The sequence below is a fragment of the Photorhabdus hindustanensis genome (assembly GCF_002968995.1).
GTDB classification, from domain to species: domain Bacteria; phylum Pseudomonadota; class Gammaproteobacteria; order Enterobacterales; family Enterobacteriaceae; genus Photorhabdus; species Photorhabdus akhurstii.
Genome location: NZ_PUWT01000078.1, coordinates 63303 through 77872, shown reverse-complemented (window position 1 = coordinate 77872; position 14570 = coordinate 63303). Strand labels below are relative to the sequence as shown.

Annotated in this window: 2 protein-coding genes (1 of these 2 only partly in view); both read right to left on the bottom strand. The window is 53.3% G+C overall.

Annotated features, from left to right (window positions below):
- A protein-coding gene (locus C6H66_RS22315; protein WP_146111100.1) for a non-ribosomal peptide synthetase crosses the window boundary here: on the bottom strand, positions 1-6868 show its beginning. Its footprint begins 21830 nt before the window's first position; the window shows 6868 of its 28698 coding nt (coding positions 1-6868); the start codon lies at positions 6866-6868; the stop codon falls past the left edge of the window.
- On the bottom strand, positions 6837-14570 hold the full coding sequence (locus tag C6H66_RS27065) for a non-ribosomal peptide synthetase (RefSeq protein ID WP_105396765.1): 7734 nt from the start codon (positions 14568-14570) through the stop codon (positions 6837-6839). The genes C6H66_RS22315 and C6H66_RS27065 overlap by 32 nt, the downstream gene beginning before the upstream one ends.

Sequence of the window (14570 nt, the reverse complement as noted above, 5' to 3'; positions counted from 1 at the left end):
GGGTTTGCTCTACCTGTTGTTCAAACAATTGATGAATACACAATGTCTCAGGATAGGCGATTTCCGTCGCGTTCCAGGTTTCCAGCAACAACTTGCGCTCCGCCGGAGACAGGATATCAATTTCTCCGATGAGCTGTTGAGGGTTAGCCGCCATCGCTTGCAGCACCACGTGCAGATATTCCACCTGCCGCTCCATCGTCGATGGATCAAACAGGGCGGTGGCATAATTCAACGCCCCAACAATTCTGCCCTCCTCTTCTGACAAACCCAGTTCAAGATCAAACTTGACAACATCAACGGCCTGATCGACCGGTGAGACTGTCAGCTTCGGCAGTTCCCAGTCCGTGCTCTCATTGTTCTGCCAGGCAAATATCACCTGGAATAATGGGGTATGCGCCAACCGGCGCGGCGGCTGCACAATTTCCACCACCTGTTCAAACGGTAAATCCTGATGCTCCTGTGCCGTCAATGCGGTTTGCCAAACTCGCGTCAGCAACTCAGTCACGGTCAGCTCACCCGATAAATCCATGCGCAATGCCAGCGTATTGACAAAGAAGCCAATCAACGGCTCCACTTCCTGACGACTACGGCCCGCGCTCGGGGTGCCAATCACCACATCTTCCTGACCTGACATACGCGATAGAACCACCGCCCAGGCTGACAACAGCGTCATAAATAAGGTGACGCCGTGCTGTTCACTCAGACGCTTAAGGGCGGTCGTTAATTCAACATCTAAGTTAACCGACACGGCATCTCCGGCAAACGCCTGCTCCGGCGGACGGGGCCGGTCAGTAGGCAAATCCAACAGAACCGGCGCGTCAGCCAACATTGCCCGCCAATAGTCAGACTGAACTTGAATACGTTCAGCGGACAGCCACTGACGCTGCCAGGCGGCGTAATCCGGGTATTGAATCGACAACGGCGGCAACGGATCGGATTGCCCGTCCATAAATGCCGTATAGAGTGTGTTCAGTTCCTGTATCAGCACATTGGCGGACCAGCCATCGGAAATTATGTGATGCAAAGTCAGCAAAAATTGATATTCGTCATCGGTGAGCCGGATGAGCGCAGCACGGATAAGCGGGCCGCTTTCAAGATCAAATGACGCGTGAGCCTCTTCCACGCTTAGACGCTCAAGAACAACATCCGCATCCGGGAGTCCGCGCAGATCATATTGCGATAACAGTAAGCCACTATTCGACGCCAACAACCGTACTTGCGGCTGACCATCAATAGAGACAAAGACAGAGCGTAACGCTTCATGACGGGCAAATAAGGTATCCAGGGCTTTCTGCCAAGCCATGATATCCAATTGACCAGACAAGCGCAGGGCCATCGGGATATGATAAGTTTCACTGACGCCCTCAAGCTGCGCCAGGAACCACAAGCGCTGTTGAGCAAATGATAATGGTAATTCTCCTTCACGGGATATCGGCATGATGGCCGGCAGGATAGTATCCGGTTGCTCCTTCCGGGCCTGCATGACTTCAGCAAATGCCTTTAACGAAGGGGATTTAAACAGGGTGGTTAATGGCAGTTCGATACCTAAAGCGGCTACCCGGTTCATCACCCGCACAGCCAGCAACGAATGACCGCCCAGAGCAAAGAAATTGTCATACCGGCTGATCTGCTCAATCCCCAGAACTTCACGCCAAATCGCCGCCAGCGCCATTTCCGTTTCTCCCTGAGGCGCTTCGTAAACCTGACGGGCAACAGCTTCATTGTCCGGTGTTGGCAACGCTTGACGATCCAGCTTACCGTTAGGTGTTAACGGAAACGCATCTAGTCGCACAAAGGCCGCCGGCACCATGTAATCAGGCAACTGAATACTCAGATGTTCGCGTAAACGGTTAATCAACCCCTCGTGAGCTTCCGCCGCCACATAGGCCACCAGCCGTTTTTCCTGCCCTTCCCCTTGCGCCAATACCACGGCTTCACTCACCGCCGGGTGTTCCACTAACCGGGCCTCAATTTCCCCCGGTTCAATGCGGAAGCCACGGATTTTAACCTGCTGGTCGTTACGGCCCAGAAATTCCAGATTACCGTCCGGCAAATAACGGGCTAAATCTCCGGTGCGGTACATACGGGCATCCGGCACATCACTAAACGGATCGATAAGGAAACGTTCCGCCGTTAAGTCAGGACGATTGAAGTAGCCACGCGCCACTCCCGCGCCCCCGATATAAATTTCCCCCACCACGCCCAACGGCGCCGGTTGACCATACTCGTCCAGTAAGTAAAGACAGGTGTTGGCTATCGGACGTCCGATGCTTTCAATAATCCGGTCCCCCCGCTGTATCGGCAACCAGGCAGAATAGGTTGTCGTTTCAGAAGGCCCATAAAGATTACATAATCGCTGTATTTGTGTTTTCTCGAAAATCTGTTCAATTAAAGCGCCTTTAAGCGGTTCCCCCGCCAGATTAACGGTATGAACCGACGCCATCAGCGCCTGAGCCTGCAATAACGGTTTCATCGCAGACGGGACTGAATTGATCAAAGTCACCGGCAGGGCATGCTGCATCAATGACAGCGCATCCTCCACCAGATAAATCGCCGCACCACGGAACAATGGCATAAAACATTCAAAAATGGACAAGTCGAAATTCATCGACGTCGAGAAAAGCACCTTGCGACTCTCTTCCGTTTCAAAAGCCTGCTGCGCCCAGTATAGGAAGTTAACCGTATTCCGATGCTCAATCATCACCCCTTTAGGCATCCCCGTGGAGCCGGAGGTGTAAATCACATAAGCCAGATGCCGTGAAGTCAGCCCAGATATCTGCGGGTTGCCATCCGCTTGGTTAGACAAAATATTAGGGTCCAGTACCGTTAATCCAGCCAGCGCTTCCTCGCTTAGCGCCACCCTGCCAGCCTTATCCGCCAGCACCACAGCCGGGGCCGCATCACTCAGAATATGTGCCAGACGCCCGCCAGGATAAGTCGGATCTAGCGGCACATAAGCCCCGCCCGCTTTCATCACCGCCAGCAATCCCACTACCATTGCCGGTGAACGCGACACGCAAATCGCCACCCGCTGATCCGGCTCTACCCCTAGTGTAATAAGCTGATGAGCCAACCGGTTAGCACGGGCATTTAATTCAGCATAACTGAGGGTCTGCCCTTCACACACCAAGGCCATCGCCTCCGGAGTTTTCTCCACCTGTTGTTCAAACAATTGATGAACACATAACGTCTCAGGATAGGCGGTTGCCGTGGCATTCCAAGTTTCCAACAACAACCTGCGCTCCGCCGGAGATAGAATATCAATTTCTCCGACCGGCTGTTGAGGGTTAGCCGCCATCGCTTGCAGCACCGCATGCAGATATCCGACTTGCCGTTCCATTGTCGCTGGATCAAACAGAGCGGCGGCATAACTCAACGCTCCAACAATCCTGCCTTCCTCTTCTAACAGGTTAAGCTCAAGATCAAACTTGACAGCATCAACGGCTTGATCGACCGGCGACACCGCCAGCCCCGGTAATCCCCATTCCGTGCTTTCATTGTTCTGCCAGGCAAACATCACCTGGAATAACGGGGTATGCGCCAGTCGGCGCGGTGGTTGCACGATTTCCACCACCTGTTCAAACGGTAAATCCTGATGCTCCTGTGCCGCCAATGCGGTTTGCCGAACTCGCGCCAGTAATTCCGTCACGGTCAGCTCACCGGATAAATCCATGCGCAACGCCAGCGTATTGACAAAGAAGCCAATCAACGGCTCCACTTCCCGACGACTACGGCCCGCGCTCGGGGTGCCAATCACCACATCTTCCTGACCTGACAGGCGCGACAGGACTATCCCCCAGGCTGACAGCAACGTCATAAATAAGGTGACGCCCTGCTGCTCACTCAGGAGCTTAAGGGCGGTCGTTAATTCAACATTCAGGTTAACCGGCACGGCTTGTCCGGCAAACAACTGCTCCGGTGGGCGAGGCCGATCTGTCGGCAAATCCAACAGAACCGGCGCATCAGCCAACATGGCGCGCCAATAGTCAGACTGAACCTGAATACGTTCAGCCGACAACCACTGACGCTGCCAGGCGGCGTAATCCGGGTATTGAATCGCCAACGGCGGCAACGGATCGGATTGTCCGGCCATAAACGCTGTATAGAGCGTGTTCAGTTCCTGTACCAGCACACTGGCAGACCAGCCATCAGAAATTATGTGATGCTGGGTCAGCAAAAACTGATATTCATCATCAGCGATTCGGATAAGACAGGCGCGGATAAGCGGACCACTGTCAAGGTCAAATGACGCATGGGCTTCCTCCACGCTCAAGCGTTCAAGAACCCCATCCGCATCCGGAACCCCTCGCAGATCATATTGAGATAACAGTAAGCCGCTATCCGGCTCCAACAACCGCACTTGTGGCTGACCATCTACAGAGACAAAAACAGAGCGCAACGCTTCATGGCGGGCAAATAAGGTATCCAGCGCCTTTTGCCAGGCCACGATATCCAACTCACCACACAAACGCAGGGCCATCGGAATATGATAAGTTTCACTAACGCCCTCAAGTTGTGCCAAGAACCACAAGCGCTGTTGAGCAAATGACAACGGTAATTCCCCTTCGCGGGATATCGGCACAATAGCTGGCAGGATAGTATCCGGTTGCTCCTTCCGAGTCTGCATAGCCTCAGCAAATGCCCTTAACGAAGGAGACTTAAACAGGGTGGTTAGCGGCAATTCAATACCCAAAGCCGCTACCCGGTTCATTACCCGTACCGCCAGCAATGAATGACCGCCTAAGGCAAAGAAATTGTCATATCGGCTAATCTGTTCAACGCTCAGAACTTCACGCCAAATCGACGCCAGCGCCATTTCCATTTCTCCCTGTGGCGCTTCGTAAACCTGGCGGACAAAAGCGTCATTGTCCGGCGCCGGTAGCGCTTGACGATCCAATTTACCGTTCGGCGTTAACGGAAACGCATCCAGCCGCACAAAGGCCGACGGCACCATGTAGTCAGGCAACTGAACGCTCAGATGTTCGCGTAAACGGTTAATCAACCCCTCGCTCGCTTCTGCCGCCACATAGGCCACCAGCCGTTTTTCCTGCCCTTCCCCTTGCGCTAATACCACAGATTCACTCACCGCCGGGTGTTCCACCAACCGGGATTCAATTTCCCCCGGTTCAATACGGAAGCCGCGAATTTTAACCTGCTGATCGTTACGGCCCAGAAATTCCAGATTGCCGTCCGGCAAATAACGGGCCAAATCCCCGGTGCGGTACATCCGGGCATCCGGCACATCACTAAACGGATCAATCAGGAACCGTTCTGCCGTCAAATCAGGGCGATTGAGGTAGCCACGCGCCACTCCCACGCCTCCGATATAAATTTCCCCCACCACGCCCAACGGCGCTGGTCGACCATATTCGTCCAGTAAGTAAAGGCAGGTGTTGGCTATCGGACGGCCGATACTTTCAATGATCCTGTCGCCCCGCTGTATCGACAGCCAGGCAGAATAAGTTGTCGTTTCAGAAGGTCCATAGAGATTACACAACCGCTGTATTTGCGTCTCTTCGAAAATCTGTTCAATTAAGGCGCCTTTAAGCGGTTCCCCCGCCAGATTGACAGTATGGACCGACGCCATCAGCGCCCGAGCCTGCAATAACGGTTTCATCGCAGACGGGACTGAGTTGATCAAAGTCACCGGCAGGGCATGCTGCATCAATGACAACGCATCATCCACCAGATAAATCGCCGCACCGCGAGATAACGGCATAAAACATTCGAAAATGGACAGGTCGAAATTCATCGACGTTGAGAACAGCACTTCGCGGATCTCTTCCGTCTCAAAGGCCCGCTGCGCCCAGTGTAGGAAGTTAACCGTATTGCGGTGCTCAATCATCACCCCTTTTGGCACCCCCGTGGAGCCGGAGGTATAAATCACATAGGCCAGATGACGAGAAGTCAGCTCCGGTACCTGTGGATTATAATCCGGTTGATCAGGCAAGGTATTTGGGTTCAGTACGGTCAGCGCTTCTTCACCCAGTGCAACCCTGCCAGCTTCATCTGCCAACACCACCGCCGGAGCCGCATCGGTCAGAATATGAGCCAGACGCGCGCCAGGATAAGCCGGATCTAACGGCACATAGGCTCCTCCCGCCTTCATTACCGCCAGCAATCCCACCACCATAGCCGGTGAACGCGCCACACAAATCGCTACCCGTTGGTCAGGTGCGACGCCCAGTGCGATAAGTTGATGGGCCAGACGGTTGGCGCGGGCATTTAATTCAGCATAACTGAGGGTTTGTTCTTGATACACTAACGCTATCGCGTCAGGGGTTTGCTCCACCTGTTGTTCAAATAACTGATGAATACACAACTGGTCAGGATAAGCGACTTCCGTGGCGTTCCAAGTTGTTAACAACAAGGTACGCTCCGCTTCCGGCAGAATTTCCAACTGTCGTACCGGCATTTGCGGTGCCTGTTCCAGCGCTGTCACCAAGCTCTCCAGTGCTTGCTGCATATAACCGCACAGGCTTTCCGACTCAAACGGCTGCACGACCTGAGCCGTCAGCCCCAGAGCATCGCCAAAATCCTCCACCGATAGCATTAACGGATAGTTGGTTCGCTCCTGTGCGCCAAGAAACTCAATACCGCTCATCAAATCATCTGACGTTACCGGCAAAGTATTGTGCCGATAGTTCAACAAGCTATTAAACAGGGGTATCTCACCCCGTACGCCGCTGCAACGCTGGGCCAGCGCCAGTGACGCGTGTTCGTGCGCCAGTAATCCGGCCAATCGGGTATGGGCGGTCTGTACGCTGTCCCGTACTGGGGTATCATCCATATCCAACCGCAACGGCAAGGTATTAATAAACAGCCCCATGCCATTGTCAGCCCCATCTCCCCGCCGCCATACGCCCAAACAGCACCGTACCGAACACCACGTGATCTTGTCCGCTGGTACGCGCCAACACCTGCGCCCAGGCCAGATGACACAAAGTCGCCAGGCTAACACTCAAGCGTCGAGCCTGACTGCGCAAACGATTATTTAACTCAGGCGCCAGCATCCGGTGAGATTCAGCCACCTGCGAGCCATCACGATGCACTTCCGTCAACCCGAACGGTAATGTGGGTTCATCTACCCCCGATAACATCTCGTTAAAGAAACGGGTATGTTCCTCCTGACTCATCCCCAACCGGGCCTGCGCCACCAGATTACGGAAAGGCGCCGGCGCAGGCAGGCTCTCCTCCTGACCTGCCAGATACGCCCGCACTTCACGGTGCATCACTTCCATCGTTTCATGGTCGCCAATCAGGTGATGCAACAGTTGCAACAGAACCCAACGGCCATCAGTTTCTTGTGCCGCCACAAAACGTAATAACGGCGCTTCCCTCAAATCAATACGATGCTGACGCGGATCAAAACGCCGGGTTAGCTGGTCACTAACCGGACCATCAACTGGATTCAGTGTTAGTTCCGTCACCGATAAGGCGGCCTGACGCCAGACTACCTGCGCCGGCACTGACAATCCTTGCCAGAGAAAAGCGGTACGCAAAATATCGTGGCGATCAACCACCCGCTGAACCGCGGCCAGATAACGATCCAACAGCGCCCGGTCAGCAAAGGCCATCTGACTGAACAATAGATAGGGATCGCCTTCATTCTCCAGCAAATGGTGGAACAAAATGCCATCCTGCAACGGCGACAGGGCATAGATATCCTGAATATTGGTTATCCCTCCCGGCACCTGCCCGACGATGCAGTCAATATCAGCTTGAGTCAAATCAATCAGCGGCAACATTGCCGGCGTCAACTCTGTGGTTGCTGGCGTAATGACGTTAGGCGGCACTTTCACAGCCTGATGCTGTCCTAATGTTTGCGCCAGATCTGACAGCACCGGCGACTGGAACAGATCACGCGCCGTCAGTGTCAATCCCAAGTGACGCAAGCGTCCAATCATACGTACAGCGAGCAACGAATGACCACCCAAGGCAAAAAAGCTGTCATACCGACTTATCTGCTCAATGCCCAATAATTCACGCCAAATCGCCGCCAGCGCTATTTCTGTTTCTCCCCGAGGCTCAGCGTAAACCTGACGGGCAACAATTTCATTGTCCGGTACCGGTAACGCCCGATGATCCAACTTACCGTTCGGCGTCAACGGAAAAGCATCCAGCCGCACAAAGGCCGCTGGCACCATATAGTCAGGTAAAATGGCGCTCAGATGAGTATGCAAGCTGTCCGCCAGCCCGTCATCCGCTGATTCCACCACATAGGCCACCAGCCGTTTATTCTGACCTTCCCCCTGTACCAACACCGCCACTTCACGCACCGTTGGATGCTCGGCTAACCGGGCCTCAATTTCTTTTGGCTCAATACGAAAACCGCGGATTTTAACCTGCTGATCATTACGGCCCAAGAACTCCAGATTGCCGTCCGGCAGATAACGCGCCAAATCTCCGCTGCGGTACATACGGGCATCCGGGTTATCACTGAACGGATCGACAAGGAAACACTCGGCGGTCAATTCAGGCCGATTAAGGTAACCATAGGCCACCCCATCTCCACCCACATAAATCTCTCCGACTACCCCCAACGGCACCGGCTGACCATAGGCATCCAACAGATAAACCCGCGTGTTGGCTACCGGTCGGCCAATTGGGATGTTGGTCGCTCCCGGTGCGACTGCATTGATTCGATACGTTGCCGTAAAAGTGGTGCCCTCACTCGGCCCATAACCATTTAATAGCTGTTGTGGCGGATTCGTGCGCAGTACCTGACCGATGACATGCGGATCAAGGGCATCTCCGCCGACAATCAGGAGCCTTATCTGCGGTAAAACCGGAGATAGTTCTTCTGCCAGCTGGTTAAACAATCCGACGCTCAACCACAGAACAGTAATTCGTTGAGCCTGTAGAACCTGTACAAACTCTAGCGGCGTCAGCAAAGTGGCGTGATCAACAACCACTAACGCGCCGCCATTCAGCAACGGCGCCCAAACTTCAAACGTGCTGGCATCGAAAGCCGGGTTAGCGGCAAAGGCCACCCGGTCATCCGGTTCGATTTCAGCGTAGCCATTGTTGATCACCAGCCGGACCACCGCACGATGCGGCACCAAGACGCCTTTAGGTATCCCGGTCGAACCGGAGGTGTACATGATATACGCTAACTCAGTGCTGGAACGCGGTAAGTCAAGGTTAAGGCGATCTTGCTCGTTGTCTATCTTTGTCTCATCTGAGAGACGAAACAGCGGCACAGCCAGATCCGCCGGAATGTCCGCCTGTGTATCGGTAAGCAGCAATCTGGCGGAGCAATCATTTATCAGCCAATTTTTCCGCTCATCCGGCACATTAGGATCTATCGGCACGTAAACAGCACCGGCTTTGAGAATCGCCAATTGCGCCACTACCAGCTCCATCGAGCGCTCTAGCAGAAACGCGACATGATCACCGGGACATATCCCTTGTTCTATGAGTTGACGAGCCAACCGGTTAGCGCGGGCATTTAATTCGGCATAACTGAGGGTCTGATCTTCATACACTAATGCTATCGCGTCAGGGGTTTTCTCCGCCTGTTGTTCAAACAACTGATGGATACATAACGCATCAGGATAGGCGGTTTCCGTGGCGTTCCAATTTTTTAACAGCAACGTCTGTTCCGCTTCCGGCAGAATTTCCAATGCCCGAACAGCCATATCCGGGGTTTGCTCAAGAGCCTCCACCAGACTCTCCAGCGTCTGTTGCATATAACCACATACCCGTTCTGACTCAAACGGTTGCACTACCTGAGCTGTCAGTCCCAGTGCATCGCCAAAATCCTCCACTGACAGCACTAACGGGTAGTTGGTTCGTTCCTGTATGCCAAGGAATTCAATACCGCCAATCAGTTCATCTGATGCTGCCGATAAGGCATTATGCCGATAGTTCAACAGGGCGCTAAAGAGCGGCGTACCGCTGGCAACCCCACTGCAACGCTGAGCCAGCGCCAGTGACGCATGCTCATGCGCCAGTAATCCGGCGAGTTGAGTATGAGCAATCTGTACACTCTCCCGTACCGGGGTTTCATCGATATCCAACCGTAATGGCAAGGTATTAATAAACAGCCCCATACCATTGTCGGCGCCATCCGCTGCCTGCATACGCCCAAACAGTACGGTGCCAAACACGACTTGCTCCTGACCACTGGTTCGCGATAACACCCGCGCCCAAGCCAAATGGCACAACGCCGCCAGACTGACCCCCAAACGCCGGGCCTGACCGCGCAAACGGGTATTCAACTCAGGCGCCAACATCCGGTGAGATTCCGTCACCTGTGAACCATCACGATGCACCTCTGTCAAGCCGAATGGCAGCGTCGGTTCATCCACTTCCGCCAGCATCTCGGTAAAGAAGCGGGTATGTTCCTCCTGATTCACCCCCAGCCGGGCCTGAGCCACCAGATTGCGGAAAGGCACCGGTACAGGCAGGCTCTCCTCCTGACCTGTTAGATATGCCTGAACTTCGCGGTGCATCACTTCCATTGTTTCATGGTCGCCAATCAGGTGATGCAGCAATTGCAGCAGAATCCAACGGCCATCGGTTTCTTGCGCCACGGCAAAACGCAATAACGGCGCTTCACTCAGGTCGAGACGATGCTGACGAGGATCAAAGTGCCGGATTAACTGCTCTCTGACCGGACCATCAACCGGGTTTAATGTCAGTTCAGTCACCGATAAAGTGGCCTGACGCCAGACCACTTGCGCTGGGACTGACAATCCTTGCCAGATAAAAGCGGTACGTAAGATATCGTGGCGATCAACCACCCGTTGCACCACCGCCAGATAACGATCCAACAACGCCCGATCAGCAAAAGCCATTTGCCCCGTCAACAGATAGGGATCACCTTCGTTTGCCAGTAAGTGGTGGAACAAAATACCATCCTGCAACGGCGACAGGGCGTAGATATCCTGAATATTAGCGATCCCGCCCGGCACCTGCCCGACGATGCGGTCAATGTCAGCCTGAGTCAAATCAATCAGCGGCAACATCGCTGGCGTCAGGGCCGTAGTTGCTGGCGTAATAACGTTAGGCGGTACTATCACCGCCTGATACTGTCCCAATGTTTGCGCCAGGTCTGATAACACCGGCGACTGGAACAGATCACGCGCCGTCAGTGTCAATCCCAAGTGACGCAGCCGTTCAACCACCCGTATCGCGAGTAGCGAATGACCACCCAGAGCAAAAAAGCTGTCATACCGGCTTATCTGCTCAATCCCCAGTAATTCACGCCAAATCGCCGCCAGCGCTATTTCGGTTTCTCCTTGAGGCGCTTCGTAAGTCTGACGGGCAAAAGCCTCATCGTCCGGCGCCGGTAACGCACGACGATCCAATTTACCGTTCGCCGTTAGCGGAAACGCATCCAGCCGCACAAAGGCTGACGGCACCATATAGTCAGGCAAAATAGCTTGCAGATAAGCATGCAGACTGTTCACCAGCCCGTCATGGGCTTCCGCCGCCACATAGGCCACCAGTCGTTTATCCTGCCCTTCCCCCCGCGTCAACACCGCCGCCTCACGCACCGTTGGATGCTCGGCTAACCGGGCTTCAATTTCCCCGAGTTCAACGCGGAAGCCGCGGATTTTAACCTGCTGATCGTTTCGGCCCAGGAATTCCAGATTGCCGTCCGGTAGATAACGGGCCAAATCTCCAGTGCGGTACAGGCGAGCATCCGGGTTATCGCTGAACGGATCGGTAAGGAAACGCTCAGCAGTCAATTCAGGCCGGTTAAGATAACCACAAGCCACCCCATCTCCACCCACATAAATCTCTCCGACCACCCCTAACGGCACCAGCTGACCATAAGCATCCAACAGATAAACCCGCGTGTTGGCTACCGGTCGACCGATCGGGATATTAGTCGCTCCCGGTGCGACTGCATTGATTCGATACGTTGCCGTAAAAGTGGTGCCTTCACTTGGCCCGTAACCATTTAATAGCTGTTGCGGCGGACTGGTGTTCAGTACCTGGCCGATAACATGGGGATCAAGGGCATCTCCGCCGACAATCAGAAACTTTATCCGCGGCAAAACCGGTGACAATTCCACTGCCAGACGGTTAAACAACCCGACACTTAACCACAGAACCGTTATTTGCTGAATTTGTAAAGCTTCTACAAACGCCTGCGGCGTCAGTAAAGTGACGTGATCAACCACCACTAACGCGCCGCCATTCAGCAACGGCGCCCAAACTTCAAACGTGCTGGCGTCAAAAGCCGGATTAGCGGCAAAAGCCACCCGATCATCCGGCCCGATTTCAGCATAGCCATTATTGATAACCAACCGGACTACCGCGCGATGCGGCACCAAAACCCCTTTGGGTGTCCCGGTAGAACCGGAGGTGTACATGATATACGCTAGTTCGGTGCTGGAACGCGGTAAGTCAAGGTTAAGATGATCTTCCTCGCGGCCCGTATCTGTCTCATCCGAGAGACGAAGCAGCGGCACAGTCAGATCCGCCGGAATATCCGCCTGTGTATCAGTGAGCAGTAATCTGGCGGAGCAATCACTTATCAGCCAGTTTTTCCGCTCATCCGGCACACTGGGATCAATAGGCACATAAACGGCTCCGGCTTTGAGAATTGCTAATTGCGTCACTACCAGTTCCATCGAGCGCTCTAGCAGAAACGCGACATGATCACCGGGACACACTCCTTGTTCGATAAGTTGACGAGCTAACCGATTGGCGCGGGCATTCAGTTCCATATAACTGAAAGTATTATCTCCCGCTATCAGTGCTATTGCCTCCGGGTTTTTCTCCACCTGTTGTTCAAACAACTGATGAATGCATAACGCCTCTGGATACGCGGTTGCAGTAGCGTTCCAGGTTTCCAGCAACAACTTACGTTCAGCCTCAGGCAACAAATTAAGCTGCCCCACGGGGATTTCATCACTCATCCTTTTTGATGACGCCAACACCTGCAAATGTTCACTCATCCGCAGAATAACTTCCGGGCTCAGTCGATTTTCATCATAGATCCAGCGGAAACCACCCTGCGCATTGATCTGCAACGTCAGCAATTCGCCGGATACTGTCTGATCACACGATTTGTCATCCTGTATCACCGAAACGGCGATCTGCCACGGTCGGCTTGTTCTTAATTCCGGGATAGAGCGCAGTGAAGGAGAACGGGAAAGAAGATCACGACTAAATGTGCGGTGCCGCGCCAATCGAACAAACTCGTTATCCATCCAGTCAGCTACCACAGACCACGGCTTATCAAACGCCACCTCAACAACCATCGGCGCCACCGATGACAAGCCTGTCAATATATCTGGTTTATCTTTTGCCTCGTCCACACACCAGCCGATTTGGAACTCAGTCTGCTGAGTCAAACGCGCAAGATAGATAACGAATACCTGCAACAGTGTCTGTAATGGGTCTTCTCCACCATTTTTTGGCAATGAAGGCTGCCAGGGGCTGATTCCCCATCGGGGTTCTGCCTGTTTTCCAATCATTTCAAAAGGCAACTGGAGTGGTTGCAACGAGGCAAGACGCTCATACCAAAATGGTTCACTGGGTGCGAGTGTTTGAAGGGTATCTTTTACATTCCGCGCTTGTTGTGAGGAGAGTAAAGGAAGCTGTTTACCCGGTCTAAGTTCCGATATATCGGCAAGCTCTCTGGCAGACAACGGATGACCTTCAAGGGTAGCGAATCCCCCAATCCGCACATCCTCACTGCCGGTCGTCACCTGCCAAGCATCCTCCTCCACACTAATCAACGTACCGGGTAGACCATCAGAGCACGTGTTCAACCGCTGAAGCCAGGAAATTTGTACCGGACCCTGCCTCAGTAACAGTTTCGGGCAACCCAATGGATTTAAATAATTCTCCCCAAAATCTAATGCCCGCACTAAAGCTGACAAGACTTCTCCCGACTGCTCCCAACACAAATATCCCCCCCAATCGGGGCGACGTGACCGAGCATAAAAACTCCGTTGCGAGAGATCCTGAGGATAAGTCACCAGTGCGTCGCAACCCAAATTTTTCAGTAGTTCGACAAATCCGTTCTGAGCCGCCTGATAACATTTCAGATTCAACGAGAAAGCATTATCCTGTTCCTCAATCGATACCGGCCATTGCACGGCAATATCGCCGGTATCCACACCGCCTTCAATACAGTGCCAAGAAATAGCGTAATGTGTCTCCCGAGCTAACAACGCCCAAGAGGTTGCATGACTACCCGCATAGCGAGGCAAAGGACTATTATGATAATTAAAAGCCCCGCCACGAATTTGTTCAATTAATGATACTGGCAGGATGATTGGGTTAACGATTGAAAAAAGCCAATCGACAGGCTGTGACGTGATTTGTTCTTGTAATGCATCAACCGAGTTCACACAAACAATCCCTTGTTGGGCAGCCCATGTTTGTAGAACAGTATCAGTAGATAGGACTGCTTGTATGGTATGCCCAGCCGCCAGAATTTGTTCAGCGCAGAACACCGCAAGGGTCGTTCCCCCCACCACAACGCATATTCGTGATGGAATCGATGTATCATACGTATTATGAGTTATATTTTCACATGATATCTGAGAGAGAGCTTGGTCTTTAAGAACATTTCCCGCTGTAGCAATGTTACCTTTCAT

Coding starts and splice junctions, on each gene's coding strand:
- C6H66_RS27065 (WP_105396765.1), bottom strand. CDS start 14,570: ATGAAAGGTAACATTGCTACAGCGGGAAATGTTCTTAAAGACCAAGCT.